Annotated in this window: 12 protein-coding genes; 3 read left to right on the forward strand and 9 right to left on the reverse strand. The window is 43.0% G+C overall.

Going from position 1 to position 17,084, the window contains the following annotated elements:
• The first annotated feature begins 13 nt into the window (after positions 1–13).
• The 3 genes from F597_RS0108435 (at position 14) to F597_RS20420 (ending at position 3,561) form a co-directional block, all read left to right on the forward strand.
• A complete protein-coding gene (locus F597_RS0108435) occupies positions 14–1,126 on the forward strand; it encodes a DUF4434 domain-containing protein (RefSeq protein WP_019539294.1) in 1,113 nt (370 codons plus the stop codon).
• 75 nt (positions 1,127–1,201) lie between these two features.
• Positions 1,202–2,605, forward strand: a complete 1,404-nt coding sequence (locus F597_RS0108440) for a sugar porter family MFS transporter (protein WP_019539295.1) — start codon at positions 1,202–1,204, stop codon at positions 2,603–2,605.
• 122 nt (positions 2,606–2,727) lie between these two features.
• Entirely contained in the window at positions 2,728–3,561 is an 834-nt protein-coding gene (locus tag F597_RS20420; protein ID WP_019539296.1) for a DUF4377 domain-containing protein, read from the forward strand.
• 130 nt (positions 3,562–3,691) lie between these two features.
• Here F597_RS20420 and F597_RS0108450 read toward each other — a convergent pair whose 3' ends face one another.
• From F597_RS0108450 to F597_RS0108490, 9 genes are all read right to left on the reverse strand, one after another.
• Positions 3,692–4,882 carry an ATP-binding protein gene (locus tag F597_RS0108450; RefSeq protein ID WP_245542011.1) on the reverse strand — a complete coding sequence of 397 codons (1,191 nt, stop codon included), beginning with the start codon at positions 4,880–4,882 and terminating at the stop codon, positions 3,692–3,694.
• Between the two features lie 429 nt (positions 4,883–5,311).
• Positions 5,312–6,031, reverse strand: coding sequence for a 3-keto-disaccharide hydrolase (locus F597_RS0108455; protein ID WP_245542012.1), 720 nt, complete (start codon positions 6,029–6,031; stop codon positions 5,312–5,314).
• Positions 6,032–6,036: 5 nt separating this feature from the next.
• Positions 6,037–7,377, reverse strand: coding sequence for a Gfo/Idh/MocA family protein (locus tag F597_RS0108460; protein WP_019539299.1), 1,341 nt, complete (start codon positions 7,375–7,377; stop codon positions 6,037–6,039).
• A gap of 88 nt (positions 7,378–7,465) precedes the next feature.
• Positions 7,466–8,788 (reverse strand): Ig-like domain-containing protein, encoded by a 1,323-nt coding sequence (locus F597_RS20425; protein ID WP_020700412.1) that lies wholly within the window; start codon positions 8,786–8,788, stop codon positions 7,466–7,468.
• Between the two features lie 33 nt (positions 8,789–8,821).
• Entirely contained in the window at positions 8,822–9,754 is a 933-nt protein-coding gene (locus F597_RS0108470) for a BT_3987 domain-containing protein (RefSeq protein WP_019539300.1), read from the reverse strand.
• 23 nt (positions 9,755–9,777) lie between these two features.
• Complete coding sequence (locus F597_RS0108475; protein ID WP_026327280.1) at positions 9,778–11,760, reverse strand: RagB/SusD family nutrient uptake outer membrane protein; 1,983 nt, start codon at positions 11,758–11,760, stop codon at positions 9,778–9,780.
• Positions 11,761–11,773: 13 nt separating this feature from the next.
• Positions 11,774–14,920 carry a SusC/RagA family TonB-linked outer membrane protein gene (locus F597_RS0108480; RefSeq protein WP_044060169.1) on the reverse strand — a complete coding sequence of 1,049 codons (3,147 nt, stop codon included), beginning with the start codon at positions 14,918–14,920 and terminating at the stop codon, positions 11,774–11,776.
• Positions 14,921–14,946: 26 nt separating this feature from the next.
• On the reverse strand, positions 14,947–16,266 hold the full coding sequence (locus tag F597_RS0108485) for an IPT/TIG domain-containing protein (protein WP_026327282.1): 1,320 nt from the start codon (positions 16,264–16,266) through the stop codon (positions 14,947–14,949).
• Between the two features lie 19 nt (positions 16,267–16,285).
• Complete coding sequence (locus F597_RS0108490) at positions 16,286–16,510, reverse strand: carboxypeptidase-like regulatory domain-containing protein (protein ID WP_019539304.1); 225 nt, start codon at positions 16,508–16,510, stop codon at positions 16,286–16,288.
• Positions 16,511–17,084 lie beyond the last annotated feature (574 nt).

Genomic DNA, 17,084 nt, shown 5'->3' on the forward strand with positions numbered 1-17,084 from the left:
AAACAGAAAAACGATGCAGAACAACAGAAGAGACTTTATCAGAAAAGCGGCTCTTGCGGGTGCTTCGGTAGCGGCTATTCCCGCATTATCTGCCTGCGAGGGCGCAGGGAAGTCGTCCTCAGCAAATGATAATCGATCCAACATATACAAGGACAATGAATTGAAAAGCCAACTTATTGTTCCCGGGAATAACGGAATACAAATAACCGGTACATTCCTGGATGAGATATCCCACGATATTCCCCATCAGAACTGGGGAGAGGCGGAATGGGACCTGGACTTCCAGTATATGAAAGCCATCGGTATTGACACTGTGATCATGATCCGCTCCGGATACAGGAAATTCATTACCTACCCGTCGGAATATTTATTGAACAAAGGATGTTTCATGCCGTCGGTCGACCTGGTGGATATGTACCTGCGCCTGGCAGAGAAATACGGCATGAAGTTCTATTTCGGCCTGTACGACTCCGGTCATTATTGGACAACGGGCGACATGACCCATGAAATTGAAGACAACAAGTATGTGATCGATGAAGTGTGGAAAAACTACGGTGAAAAATACAAAAGTTTCGGAGGATGGTATGTGAGCGGTGAAATAAGCCGTGCCACCAAAGGGGCAATCGGCGCTTTCTACGCCATGGGCAAGCAATGTAAAGATGTATCCGGGGGACTGCCCACATTTATCTCACCCTGGATCGACGGTAAAAAAGCAGTTGCTGCAAGCGGGGAAGCTCTAAGCAAAGAGGAAGCGGTATCTGTGCAGCAACATGAGAAAGAGTGGGATGAGATATTTGCCGGGATTCACGAGGTGGTAGATGCTGTGGCATTCCAGGACGGACATATCGATTACGATGAGTTGGACGCTTTTTTCACTGTAAATAAAAAGCTGGCCGACAAATACGGGATGCAATGCTGGACAAACGCCGAGTCGTTCGACCGCGACATGCCGATCAAGTTTCTACCCATCAAATTTGATAAACTCCGGATGAAGCTGGAGGCAGCCAAACGATGTGGTTACGACAGGGCAATCACCTTTGAGTTTTCCCATTTTATGAGTCCGCAGTCGGCCTATAGCCAGGCCGGGAATCTATACAACCGGTATAAGGAATATTTTAATCTGTAATAAAGGGGGAAAGACCACCCGGGTTCAAGAGAAACAACAGTGTAATATACATAGAATATTAATTTATAACTAAAGATGCAGAAAGCAGAGAATATTAGCAGTTATGTGATCTTTCTTTCCGTTATAGCGGCATTAGGCGGTTTCCTTTTCGGGTATGATACCGCCGTGATTTCGGGAACAGTGTCCCAGGTGACAAGTCAGTTTGGTTTGACAACGCTCCAAAGCGGTTGGTATGTCGGTTGCGCACTGATAGGCTCAATCAGTGGGGTTCTCTTTGCCGGAGCTTTGAGTGATTATTTCGGGCGTAAAAAGACAATGCTACTATCAGCGGTATTATTTACTACCTCGGCATTGGGATGCGCCGTTGCCCCCGACTTTAACCAACTGGTCATTTGGCGAATTGTAGGAGGGATAGGTATCGGTATTGTATCGATTGTTTGTCCGCTCTATATCTCGGAGATTTCCCCCGCTTCCCATCGCGGCAGAATGGTTTCCCTCTACCAACTTGCGGTCACAGTAGGTTTTCTGGGCGCCTACCTGGCAAATTACTATCTGCTAAATTTCTCTGCAGGATTTACCTCATCAAACTCGATATTGCATCAAATCTTCGGGACAGAGATCTGGCGTGGAATGCTCGGTGTCGAAACCATTCCGGCCATGATGTTCTTTATTATTATCTTTTTCATTCCCGAAAGCCCCCGCTGGTTGATCGTGAAAGGGAAAGACGAAACCGCATCGGGAATACTCTCTAAGATTTACACCAAAGCATCGGAAGTCTCTTTCCAGATCAATGAGACCAAACAGATGTTGGAATCGGATGTAAAATCGGATTGGAAACTACTTCTCACGCCAGGTATCTTCCGTGCGGTACTGATCGGTTGTGCCATCGCCATCCTGGGACAATTTATGGGTGTCAATGCCGTGTTGTACTATGGCCCGTCCATCTTCGAGACAAGCGGGCTTTCAAGCGGTGATTCCCTGTTCTATCAATCATTGATAGGCCTTGTCAATATGGGGACCACGGTACTTGCCCTCCTTATCATAGACAAGGTAGGCAGGAAAAAACTGGTTTATATCGGCGTTTCGGGTATGATCGTATCTTTGATCCTTATCGGGATTTATTTCCTGAAAGGTGAATCGTTGGGCATGTCGAGTATATTTTTGCTGGGCTGTTTCCTTGCTTATATTTTCTTTACGGCAGGATCCATCAGCGCGGTAATCTTCGTATTCCTTTCCGAGATGTACCCTACCAGGATAAGGGGATTGGCCATGTCTATCGCGGGATTTTCCCTGTGGGTCGGCACTTACCTTATAGGACAGCTCACTCCGTGGATGCTTGAAAACGCTACCCCTGCCGGCACGTTCTTCCTGTTCGCATTTATGTGCATCCCCTATATGCTTATCGTATGGAGACTGATGCCTGAAACCGCCGGTAAATCACTTGAAGATATCGAGCGGTTCTGGTTAAGAAAGAAATAACCGGTGTATCGGAAAAAATATTTTTTTACTTATAAGAACTTTGTAGTATATTTGTTATGCTAATAATAAACATGTTACGAATATGGCAAGGAATATGAGTTGATTAATTAATTCAAATAATTATGACCACAATAAATATTAATGCAAAACACTTTGTCTTATGGTTGCTTTTAGCGGCAATTGCTCTTTGTTTATACTCATGTAGAGATGACGACGAGCTAAAAGACAAGTCAAAAGTTATAAATATGTCTATCTCGTCAGATACCGGGGTGATGTATAATATTTTTGATGAAACAGGTATTTTCCCAATGGAATGCATGCTGGTGACCGAAGAGGGGGGAAATGGGGAATGGAATACAATGGCATTTGGCACAATCCAGGGGTTTGACTATGAAAAAGGCTATGAATATGAGTTAAGAGTTAAGAAGACCACTTTGGGCAATCCTCCCGCCGATGGGAACTTATATACGTATGAGCTTCTGACGGTTCTACATAAGAAAAAAATTAAAGAGCCAGAAACTCCCGTTGAAGTTATTGTCAATACCGAAGAAGACATACCTTTTAAGGAAGGTTGTCCTACCAACATCTATGATGTAATGGATCCCGAAATAACTGTGGACAAAGATGGCAACATACTCACAGGCAATCATAGGACGTCTTATGAATGGACACGCGTGCATCTAACTTATACCCTCAAATACGGAGATAAGTTTTACAATCAATTGATGTATATGACAACCGGAGCATACGTGATTTCACCCCTATCCGAGAAAATAATCAAGATTCATAATGAAAGCTATGGAGGCCCATTGCTCAAAGACGTTATTCCTCAAGAAGAATTTGACTCTATCAAAAATCAAGCTAAAACTGGAGATTCATTCTCTTATAGGCTTGTACTTATTAATGCACAGGGACTTGGGCTGCAAACCGTCAGTTTTAATCTAAAAAAAATTTAATGGTCCGCCGCTCATATAGGTTAAAGGAATCTTCGAAAAAGCGCCTATGCAGTGCGAAAGGTGGAGACCCACATAATAAACTCTATAAATTCATGGTATCGTAAAAAGTAAACGGTTGATATGGAAAAATTCAATCTTCAAGGCACCACCGGTAGAAAGGTCTGATCTGTACGCTGTCCTCCTCTCCTTCCTGATTATATGTGATAATGCTGCGGGAAACAAGGTTAACTTGTTTATTGAGACCGTAGAATCCTTCGGCTTTACGCTTCCTGTTGACGGCTGTCAGTTCGTAACAGACCTGAAAGGCATGGAAAGCATTGTCCTTCTGAGCGATAAAATCACATTCTCCGTTTCTACGAACAAAAGAAATATTATTATATCCCTTATTTACCAATTCGTTATAAACAGCATTTTCCAGCATCTTTCCTTTTTGCTCTGAGAAGCGGAAACTCACGGCATTCATCAATCCGTTATCTATACAATAAGATTTATGATCGGGACGCGCACCCGGTTTTACGGAAAAAGCAAAGTTTGTAGCATCCACCAGTATATAACTGCGGACCGCGAAAGACAAATAGCTCTTGACTGTATTTTCGTTACTGTCCAAAGCCTGGGCTAAACTGTTGTAATTAAAGAGCGATCCGGTATTTGTCAGCAAGTAGTGCATTAACCGGTAAAATAAGTCTATGTCTCTTACACGGTTACGGGTGATACAATCTTTCAGGACGATAGACTCGTAATAACTCTGCAACAATTCTGTTTTTATGTCATCTGACAGTTCATGTAACACAATTTCTGGAAAGGAGCCCCATAGCATATACCGATCGATCAGCCGCAAAGCTTCCGTTTTACGTGCCAATATCGAAAGATTGTCGTTGAAACCATGTACGGCAAACAGTTCTTTCACGGAGAACGGACGCACAACATTGCTGAAATATCGTCCCGAAAGCAGGGTGGAAAATTGTTTATCCAGCAAATCGGAAGTAGAGCCGGTAATATAAATCTTTCGAAAGCGGCGTGTGTCATACGCACCTTTTGCAAAAAGTTCCCAGTTTTTCACCTGCTGCACCTCATCCAAAAAGAGATAGAGGGATTTGATACCCGTGAGCACTTCCGCCTTTTCTATAATCGAATACAGTTCAGAAGGATTATTCCACAAGGAAGTAAAAACAGGTTCGTCCAAATTCAAGCGTAAAATAGATCTTGGATCTACACCGGATACAATCAAATCACTGATTATCAATTCAAAAATGGTTGATTTACCGCTACGACGAATACCGGTAAGCACCTGGATATGGGGTAAATCTTTTTTCTTAAGCAATTGATTTAACAGCTCCCTTCTATACAGTGAAAGATATGGCCGCCCCTCCCAATGCCTGTTCAATCGAATAAGTGTTTCTTCCATAGAATGATGTATTTACGATTAGAGTTCAAAGTTAGTTATTTTTATTTACACGAAACATACTTCGTATAAATAAATAAATATTCTAAGTATAATTAGAATAACCGGAAGAAAAAAATAGGCCTTCTGACCACCCACTCGCTCGTACGACATGCTGCCGCGCGGATTGTCACCCTTCCGAAGTGGCGTCTGCGATTTTCAACGATACCTTCCTTATCTTTTCCAGGAGACAAAAACATATATTATCTGGCAAATGATGGCCTGAATCGTATGGAAACTGATGCCCGAAACCGTCGGTAAATCACTCGAAGATATCGATCGCTTCTGGATAAATAAGGAGGAGCAAGCTTATTTTTTCAATTCCTTTATCCGGATATTTCTGAATTTAACAACAGAATTATGCCCTAAAAAAGCGATATGTCCCTTTTCGTAAAATAACGTAGCCGGAATTTTATCTGCAGGAGTTCCTTTTGTGGCTTCCCTTAAATTACCGTCAACAATTACCGTTCCGTTCAGAATGACTTTGATATGATTGCCGTCTGCAACCACCTCCTGATAATTCCACTCTCCCGCGGGTTTCAGGAAGCCCCGTTTTGCAGGTATCCAGCCATATACCGATCCGTGGTACTGATAAGGCTTTAAATCTTTATAGATAGGTGCTTCATTATCCAGTATCTGCAATTCCATTCCATCGTATCCGCTTTGTGCAGTTATCATTTTATGCCGTAATCCCAATCCGCTATTCGCTTCAGGAGTAAGTAAAAATTCAAAACGTAAAATAAAGTCGTCAAACTCTTGTTTTGTGTACAAATTTCCATGGCCGGTTTTCGGGTACATGACAATGTAACCGTTTTCCAGAACATATTCATTGGTATTACTTGTCCATTGTGACATAGATGTGCCGTCAAAAAGGACCTTATACCCCTCTTTCTTTTCTTCTTTTGACAGGCGGAATGTGGCTCCTTTACCGGGAGCAGGTTGTTGAGAACCGCTGTCCCTCGATACATGACAAGAGACAGCCGTGAAAAAAGCCAGTAAAAAGGCAAAAATAATCTTTACATGTTTCATCTTCATTATTTTTTTATTTTGAGTTTCTGAGCATCCCATTCAATTGCTTTATTGCGTAAATAGCTTTCATAACTGAGCAGAGCAGGTGCAGCCGTTCTGACGGCAAAAAGGACATCTGCCGTTAAAGGCGTATTATTCCTTATTCCGTTGATAAAGTTCAAATGGTGATCATAATGCCCACCTCTGTATCCTTTTTCCGCATGGAAAACAATCTCACGGGGAGACACTTTTTCAGGAATATCCATTCCTTGCCCCAATTGTTTTACGACTTCAAGATCCTTCATATTTACATCTTCCATTGTTTTCAGGACGACTTTATCCCAACCGACATCCAACGAACCTTTCGAACCAACAATCCTGAAATCCATACTTCCCCATTTCCTGGATACGCCATCCACATAATTGGCTCCTAACTGCACCGTAAAAGCTCCCGAATTATTTCTATCCGGATAATCGAAATATCCCAACATAACATCGGGAGTATCACGTAACCCATCCGTATAGTACCGTATTCCTCCGGTAGTATACACCTTCTCCGGACCTGTTGCATCCATGATATAATGAATACTGGAGAGGACATGCACAAACAGGTCTCCGGCTATGCCCGTACCATAATCCTTCCAGTTTCTCCATGCAAAGAAATGCTGTGGAGTAAAGGGTATTTTAGGTGCATTCCCCAGAAAACGGTTCCACCAGATAGTTTCTTCGGAGGCATCATCGGGGGCGGTAAAGGCATTTAACCTGCCCGGAGCCGCAGTAAACTGCCCATCAACAAAATTGACAGGGCCGATAATCCCCTGTTGTACCAATAACCTGGCCGCCCTATTTCCTAATGAAGCCATACCCTGACTGCCCACCTGAAACAGTACTCCGCTCTTTTTCTGCGCTTCAATCAGGGTTTTTCCCTCACCCAATTTATGGATGACCGGTTTTTCGCAATACACATGTTTACCGGCGTTCATTGCCTCAATGGCTATCGGTTGATGCCAATGGTCGGGAGTAGCGATTATTACCGCATCAATATCTTTCCGTAAAAGAATTTCCCTATAATCTTTTGTAGCGAAAATTTCATTTCCCCATTGTGCCTTGGCATCCTTCAAACGTTTGTCATACAGGTCGCACACGCCCACCAACCGCACACCCTCAACCGTCAGGGCCGTGTTGGTATTGGCTGTTCCCATACCTCCTTTGCCTATCAGGGCTATATTGATGAAAGAGTTGGGAGATATTGACGTTTTCACGTCTTTAACCATTTTCTCACCGGCGACGGAAAGCAATGAAGAAGCCGAATTGAGCGCTGCGGCACTTATCGCCATTTTTTTTAGAAATTCGCGTCTGTTTTGCATATTTGTTTAGTTAACTGAAGTTAGTTTTTATGAAAAGAAGATGTTTGGAAAAGAGGTCTCTTCCAAACATCTTTCATGCAATGTCAATCTATTCTTCCCCAAACACATTAAATTCGGCTATGTCGCATTGCGCACCGCTTTTGTAATACGCAAAAACGTCACTGATCACAAACCTGAGATATCGAGCCGAAGAGCCATCCTGGTTGAAAGTATGTTCACGCGGCGCATTGCTGCTAACACTCCAATCGGACAACTTTGTCCATGTGACATTATCCGCACTGATCTCAAAATAGCCGTTTTTAAGGTTCCCCCTCCAATCGTCGTTCGGTTTAGTAAAACTAATCCTGTAAATCTTATACTCTTTCTTCATGTCGAAGATAAAATAATAGGGAAGTGGTTTGGGTTCATCCCATTTCGATCCCCAGAAAGTGGCCACATTCCCGTCGAGCATATTCTCCGGTATACGGTTAAGAAATTCATATTGAGGTTCTTCGCAGATACATGAATTCCAATCAATAATTTCCCAATCTGTGCGGTTGAGAATACCGGGATTTAATGCAACGATTATAGCTATCTCCGCATTTACAGAAGGATTACTGTTGAGTGAAACAGTAACAACAGCTGAACCTGTGCCAACCGGTTCGATTTCGCCATCCGTCACTTTCACAACGGATTCATCGGAAGACTTCCAAACGAGAGAAGGATCTCTAACTCCGTAGTCTGACGGCAACAGTACGGGGATCACAGTGTGTTTATTATTCAGCGTCAAAATCAAATCGCTCTCCACCTGAATGGCTGTTATAGGATTCTCCAAAACTTCAACGGGAATAACCTTCTTTACAGATGGTTTATCTGCCACACTGACCGTGATTTCAGCATTACCGAAATAAACGGGTGTTACTATTCCACTCTCATCAATTGTTACAATGTCTTTATCAGACGATTCCCAAATGATGTTGAAAGGAATTTTTTCATTGTAATTTGACGGTATTGCGCTTGCGGCCAATTCCGTGGTTTTACCCATTAATAGGGGAATATGGTCAACAGATGCAAGATTTGCTTTATTGAATACTTCAATCCCTTCAAGCAGCAGAAGCTTCTCTACATCTACAGGTATCGACCTTCTCAGACCTTCGCTGCTTGTTATATTGATAAAGCATGTACCATCGCTGATTGCACGAACCAACCCCGTTGAACTGACCGTGGCCACTGAAGCGTCGGTAGTTTCCCATGTAAACGTTTGTGTCGTTGGGCTCGCCGTAATTTGAAATTCCTCGCCTTCTAACAATTCTATTGAAGAATGGGTGGAATAAATTGTATATTCTACATTTCTTTCCGGACCATCGCTGCAAGCTGTGAGCAACAACAAACCGGCGAAAATGAATGATGCCCGATGTAAAAATCTATTCATGTTTTTTAATTTTTATCAGTTCTTAATTTGTCATCAATCTTCTATTCGTATCAACCTCTCCTCTACTTCTCTCCATACGTTAAAGGTGCCATCGCTTTTCTTGAGTCGAAAACGGTAGTTTAAGTAGAATACGCGCTGCCTGGTTGTTCCTTGCAAAAGTTCAGGGACATATCTGTTATAACCGTTTACATTATCAAGCATTTCCACCTCCATAGAGTCACCGTAAGGAGTAACCACGAGTGTATTATCCTCTAATATCTGCACCACAACGGATAGTCTTTCAATATCGGCAACAGTGGTTGTATTTCCATAAGTTTCGTTGCCAATAAACATCCTCACCTTGTCTTTTTCCAGCGGTTGCACTAATTTTGTGCCACTCAACACGGTAATCGGATTGGTCATCGTCCCGCTTTTTGCATAATAGGTGGGTACTAATTGTTCGGCATAATCATTTTCAATGGCTACACGGAAGAGCACATCACTTTTGTCCTCATTCACATCATAACGCGATACACTTTTGATTTTCAAAGGAATGAAATAGATCGAATCCGGAGACAAACCCAACGGGCGTACTTTCACAGGCATTCTTACGTAATGATAACCCGAATTGGCGGGTAACGTTACCGTATATGACGCAATCTCGTACCTGTCGGCAGGTAACAATTTGGCATACTCGCTTTGGTAATTATAGTTCAAACTATTGAACTCGTCTAACATAGCCGGGTTCGGCTCAAGCGTTACCGTGATCTCCTGTTCATTGCTATTTGAACCGCCGCATCCAATGGAAACATACCTGACAGGTTCCTCTTCATTGAGCGTATAGGATGTGGCAAAAACATTTTCCGAGCCACTTAGCAAATAAACCAAAGTTTTATATTGCTCATCCTCATAAATGGAATCGGTGTTGCAACCGATAAGACGAAGCGCCACGACGCACACAATGAATATTTTTAATGATATTTTCATATAATTTCTATTTTTACTTTCAATTAATATTGGTATCCCGGGTTCTGATCCATCGAAGGAGATTTCCTTATCTCGTTCAATTCAATGGGTACAAGAATCAGTTTTTTATCCACTACTCTGTTTCTGGCTACTGTTTGATTGACAGGAACAATATTGTAAAACGCCAATCCGTCTGCATCCATATCCATACCCTGAATGGGTTCTCTTTCCGTGATTTCGTACTTGCCCCAGCGCCGCACATCCCAGAAACGCGCGTTTTCGTGAAGCAATTCCACCATTCGTTCGCGTTCTATCAGACTCTGCATGGTTTCTTGTGAAGCAAGTTCAGCATCAGTCAGTCCCGGTAATCCGGCTCTGAAACGAATCATATTGAAATAATAACGCATTTCGTCTATATTCCTTGATAGTGGATAATCCTGGATGGTATGTGTGGAGGTTAGATTATTTAAAGCTTCCACATATGCAAGCAGGATTTCCGCATACCGGATAATGGGATATGCTTTTTCTAACCGCCGGGAATTTTCGTACCCCTCACCTTGACCGGGAGCTCCCCATGAATCTTCAGGGTGGACGAATTTTCTCAACGAATAGCCCGTTGTATTCACGTTGTAGGGTAAATTCCGGTTTGAATTTTTACCGGCGTTACCATTCAGGTTATACCAAAACTGGATATTCCTCTTGCTTAAGTTTGAAGTGGAAAGCATAGGCCAGAGTGCTCCGCTGAAGCCGATACTGGCATAGAACCTCAATTCACGGTTTACATACATTTTATGGACATTCCCTTTTAACGTATAGCCGGAAAATGTCAGATCAGTTCCATTATTCCATATACCATCGGTTAAATAGGGATATTCATCGCTTGAATTTTCGATGGTACGTCCGTCTGCCATCCGATAGGCATCAATCACTTTTTGGGGTACCGATACAGTGGCGTACCCATTATATAATTCATAAGGAAAAGCATGTCTCGAATAATTTACTAAACCGGATGATCGCTGCGCCCACAGATATTCAGGATTACGCGCAAATGGCGACTCTCCGGTAAACATATCGGAATATGACCGGAAAGGATCAATATCTCCCGCTCCCAATGGAAAACTATGTTGCGGTACATTATCGGGCAGAGGAGCAGTATCCGGCATTTTTTTTACGGTGTGTAAAGCAAAGATGTTCATGTCTATAATACGCTTGCAAACCGCAGCTGCTTCAGCCCATTTACGTTCGTCGTATGTCTGTGAAACATAATTTACTCCATCCGTTGACCTTTTCCACGTTCCATACGTTCTACGGGCGGCTGATCCACCATTCCAGAGCGGACTTGCCTGAATCAGCCGCAGACGGGCGCTCAATCCCAGTGCAGATCCGGCGGAAGGACGTCCGAAATAACTGGGTGTGACAACGTCCGGCATAAGCTCTGCCGATCGTTCCAATTCACTGCAAACATAATCCACCGATTCGTCGAATGTCGCTCTTGGACGGTCGTAGTAATCTTCCGTTTCATTTGTTTCCATCACGTCGTCGCCTAATATCACAATGGGACCATAATACATGATCAATCTGTAATAGGCATAGGCGCGCATGAAATAAAGATAGCCCATTAGCTCATTCTTTTCCCTTCCGGTCAGGTCGGTTGCCTTGTCTATGTTGGCAAAAACCGTATTGACTTTACGAACAATGATATACATGCTGTTCCAAATATCAAACGACCTGAGATTAGTAGGAGTTATGTTCCCCTGTACAAAATCCAATGAGGCATAGTCGGAAATCATAATCGAAAAAGCCTCATCGGTGGCAAACGAACCCAGTTTGTCGAATTTGTAACCTTCATCAGGAAACAGAGACGCTATATTCCATACGTAACGTTCCAGATTTGTTTTATTTACAAAAATTGAATCATATTTAAACGCCTCTTCAAAATTATCGGCCACATCCAGGTAATTGCAGGATGACATCGTCATGATTGCCAAGCAGGCACAAACTATTGTATGCTTAAATATATTTTTCATCCGTTTCTATATTTTAAAAGTTAAGGTAAAGTTGCAGCGTGTATCTCGATGGTATCGGATAAGCGCGTCCGTTTCTAAATCCCTGTTCCGGATCCCAGTCTTTCACCTTGTCCCAAACATAAAGATTATTCCCGACTAACTGTATATCAGCAGATGTCAAGCCAAACCGTCTGAGAAATTCCGCTCTGAGATGGTAATTGAGCGTTACTTCCTGCAGGCGCAAGTAACGGGAATCACTCTTCCAAAAGGTGGACAACTGCGAATTATTGGCATTGTATCCGTATGAGAGTCTTGGAAAGCGGGCATTGGGATTTTCCGCCAGAGCCGGGTCAATCCCGTTTGCCAAAGCATAATCCATCGGGATCCAACGGTTGGCAGGGTCATTGACCATAGTCAGCACATTCCCGATTCTCCCATTATTGAAAGGTACGTAACCCGGTCCATTGGTGCCATAATCTGCATGATAATAACCCACATGATAAAAGTCGGTTTTACCTGTTCCTTTGAACAATATGCCCAACGTGAAGTCTTTGTATTTCATCTCCCCGCCGAAGCCATACATTAATCGCGGGTAAGTAGGATCAGACAAGAACACCATGTCATCGGTATTGATCACGCCGTCACCGTTGATATCTTTGTATTTGATATCGCCGGGCATGACTTTGAAGCCTCCGAAAGACTGGGTAGCACTAAATTCAATGTCATCTTCGTCTGCGAACAGACCTGTGGCAATATAGCCGCGTATCGCTGATAAAGGATATCCGTTATAGGGTTGGTATGGATATCTGGTAGGCGGTTGTTCCCAGTTGATGATTTCGTTTGCCGAATAGGTATAATTTCCCCGTATTGTAAAACTCCAGTCCTTACGGATTTCGTGCGTATAGGAAATGTTGCCGTCCGTACCGTAACTGCGCATACTCCCTACATTACCATACGGACGCGCGGAATAGACCAATCCGACGTAACCAGGAATCGTTTCCCTGCGTTGGAAAATATTTTCGCGTTTATCGTTAAAAAAGTCCACCACAAATGACAATCGATCATCCAACAGATTGGCTTCGACACCAACATTGGCTTTCAACGCTTTTTCCCACATCAGGTTGTTGGCCCCGAATTGCAATTCGCTCACGCCGTTGAGCGTACTACCCCAGCCTACAGGCTGGTTTTCTCCAATAATGGTCATGAACGGGAACCTGAAATCGGCAATACGGTCACTACCTACCGATCCGTAAGAAGCCCGTATTTTAAAATAGTTAAGCCAACTCATATGATCCATTACCCATTGATAACTGGTAGGCACCCAACCGAGCGCCAGCGAAGGGAAGAAACCAAATTGTTTTCCGGGCTCAAAATTTTCCGAACCCGTGTAGCCGAAATTAAAATCGATCATGTAAGTATTTTTGAATCCGTATGTAAGCCGACTGGAAAGTCCCTGATACCTTTTAGGTAGGGCTTCCAGGGCTCGACGACCCGCACCGGCGACATCAGCATCTCTTGTGTCTTGCTCGTCGCTCATATAATAATAAACAAGTGCGCTTGCGCGATGATCCTCTGCAATGAGTCTATCCCATGATAACGTACTTTCAAAATGATATTTCCGGGACTGACGCTGATAGTTCGAGTATTGGGGACTAACTGCGTCAACACTCTTTGCCCTTTGTAATTCGCCCCAGGTAGTACGCCCGCTCGCCAGATACAATTCGGGAATTACATATCGGATTTCGTCTTTCCATGAAATGTTGTCATAGGCTCCTTGCATTCTCAATTTCAGATCTTTGACCAGATAAGAGAAATCATGTGATAACGCCAGCGTTGCCTTACCTATATATTGCTGGTTGGTTTGCTTTCCTGTGTAATTCATTAATACATATGGCGATATGCCTGCAAAGCCATATTCTGAACTGAAAGCCGGCAACTCTCCTGTCGAATATCTGATTGGAACAGTAATAGGCGTAAGCATCGACTGGGCTGCCCACAAGTCATCTGTATTGGTAAAGCCGGGTTGTGTCCTCAGCGACATGAAACCGTCTGTACCAAAATACAAAGTGGTGCTCTTGTTTAGGTCAATATCCAGATTGATACGGTAATTATAAGTGTTGTAGCCAACACCGGAGCGAATGGTGTTTTCAGGAGCGACTTTGTAGGCGGCGTCTTCCATCGAGGTACCCAAACTGATAAAGTAACGCGCTGCATCGCCGCCGCCCTGCGCACTTACATAATAAGTCTGCTGGAAACCGTTTCGTTTCATGATCTCATCCTGCCAACTGATGTCAGGATAAAGATCATCATCCAAATGGTTCTTGATGAGTTTCAGCTCCATATTGTCATAAAGAATCTCTTCGTTACGTACCGCCCTTGCTTCATTGGCTAAAACGGCATAATCGTAGGCTCTCAGATATTCGGGCATCCGTTTCAGGTACGACAGCGTATAATTGGCTCTTGCCTTAATTTGCATTTTGCCGCTTTGTCCGCGCTTGGTCGTGATCAGCACCACACCATTGGCACCACGAACTCCGTAAACAGCCGTTGCAGAAGCGTCTTTCAGTATGGAGAATGATTCGATGTCAGCAGGGTCGATGGAGTTTATATTGCCCTCCAATCCGTCTATCAATACCAACGCCGAACTACTCGCGCCGAATGTGCCAATACCTCGCACCCAGAACTCCGAAATGTTTTTGCCCGGTTCGCCGCTGCCTAATTGCGTAATCATACCGGCCACACGCCCGCCAAGCATGTTTGTAATGCTTGTAGCAGGTGTTTGAAGTTCTTCTACATTTACAGATGTAACAGCGCCTACAACACTAATTTTACGTTGGGTTCCCAAGGCGGTAACAACTACCTCTTCCATTTCAATGGCACTTGGCGTCATGGTGACGGTAATATTATCATTTTCAGCGTCAACAAGATATTCCTGATTTTCATATCCTATATATGAAAACACAAGTATATCTCCTTTGGCAGCCTTGATCTTAAACTTGCCGTTGATATCGGTCGCCGTGCCAACCATGGCTTGCGCCTTCAGAAAAATGCTGACTCCCGGAAGGGTCTCTCCTTTTTCGTCATAAACGGTACCTGCCATATTATACGTCTGTGCTGCGGCGAATGATGGCAACAAACACAGTAAACAAATAACCAGAATATTTTTATAATTAAATTGCATAATAAATGTTGAATTATGAATGATAATTACTCTATAGTTAACTTTCGGACAACATTGTTCTCGTAGTCTGTAATATAAATGTTGCCATCGGGTGTTACTGCCACTCCTCTTGGATTATTAAAAAGGGCATCCTCGGGATTGCCGTCCTGATAACCGGCAACGCCTCCTTTGCCGATAACGGTCGATACCACACCACCGCCATTATCGTCAAGGGTAATCATGCGGATGCAATGGTTACCCCTGTCTGCCAGATACAGGTTGCCATTGGGGGCAACGATCAACTGGTTGGGAACATTAAACCTGGCTTCCGATAATGGCCCGTCTTGCCATCCGGCCTCACCGTTTCTGCCGGCAAAAATAGTATGCTCTTTCTTTTCGAGGTCATATTTGCCGATACAATGCAGGGATGAATAGGAAATGTAAATAATATTGGGATTAACAGGATCAAAAACGAGGTAAGAATCGGATGAAGTTAACGTTTCTGCGACTAATGAACCCTCCCTTGTGTTAGGATCGACCTTGATGAGATGCCCTGAGGAGTAATAACGGGTATATAGCTCTCCTGTCACCGGATGAGCCGCAAGACTGTGCGCCGTACTGAATGTAAAGGGAACTCCTCCTGCTCCTGCCGGTAGAATGGAGCGTTGTCTTGGCGTCCAGGCTTCAGCAGGATCGAAAGTAAAAAATATTCTACCTCCATCGGAAATCGCAGAAACCACGCCATCGGCATCGACTGTTGGCGCACCCAACGCATACGTGGCATCTGTGGAACTTCCGGGCAATACAGCTTCTACAATGTCCTCCGCCTCGTTGATCCGAAGAAAACTATATGGAACGCGCCAATGAGAAATAAAGATGTTACCTTCATTGTCCACTGTGATGGTGGAAGGATATTGAAATTCAGCCTCCGACAACCGTCCCCCCTTGAACTCGGTAGTACCCTTTCTTCCGGCAATGGTTTGAATGACATACATTGTACGGTACAAGTATTTCTTTTTGGTAAAAGCAGTGGAATCGCCATTCACTACAACAGATATGACGTTTTCCCTGCCCGGCTGTCGTGGAGTAATCGTGTAAATATGCCTCCCGTCGGAGCCGATAACCGGCGCGGGTACATCGTTGAAATAGACCTTGATTTTGGATACATCCGAGCCAAAGTTACTTCCTGTAATAAATACTTTAGTGGACATCCCTCCTGAATCCGGTTCAAAGCTGGTGATTTCGACCGGTTTTGATGGATCGTAATTTTCCCGCCCGAAATTATCAGGCTTGTTGCTTTCGCATGACCAAAAAAGAATAATGGTCATGACAAAATAAATAACACTTAATTGCTTTTGTTTTTTCATGTTAAATAAAATATATGAATTAGTTTAATTTATCCGACGGATTAACTCTTATTTCAAAAGTTCCGTCCATATCCGTAGGCACTCCTCTTGTAGAATTCTCAATCAAGATGCTAACATCCGGCAAAGGTTCGTTTGTCTCTGCCTCAATAACCTTTCCCCTTACCTGTATTTCTTGCTGTGCAACTAGAAATACAGGAAAAAGAAGAAAAATAAATAAGAAAAAAAATTTAATTTCTCTTTTCATTTCATTTTAAATTAAAAAATAACTTATTAGTAATTGGCTTATTTTTGTTCTCTTGGTTCAAGTGTTTCCCGTTTTTTCGTCTCATATAAATCATGATACGGATTGTCTTCCTGAGCGCAGATATAGTGACTTCATATCCTGTAATACATCAGCAGGAATCTGGCAGTCCACACGATCTACGTGGACAATATAGTTTATATGACCCGTTTGGATTGTCAACACAAGGGTTCTCTCCTCCCTTACCAAAAGTGAGATAAATGAAAAGAAAAGAATTACTGAATCGATTAATTTCCAATAAGACCAGGAAAGAGCGGAGAAACGGAAGCTGCTGTAACTGAAGAGGGAAAGAATTATACGGAATTGCCCCCCCCCCCCCGTTAACGTTAATTAACAAAAGAGAAAAAACTAACATATATGTATTTCTCAAGTTCATGTATTTATATATTTATTTTATCAGATTAACGGGGAAAATCAAAAATATTGGGCAAAGATAACTATATTTTTAAATAAAAAACAAATATAGGGGATTTTTATATAAATTAAAATCATATTATCTCTTATAAATTATTTATTT

The sequence above is a fragment of the Proteiniphilum acetatigenes DSM 18083 genome (genome assembly GCF_000380985.1).
In the GTDB taxonomy this organism is placed as follows: Bacteria; Bacteroidota; Bacteroidia; order Bacteroidales; family Dysgonomonadaceae; genus Proteiniphilum; species Proteiniphilum acetatigenes.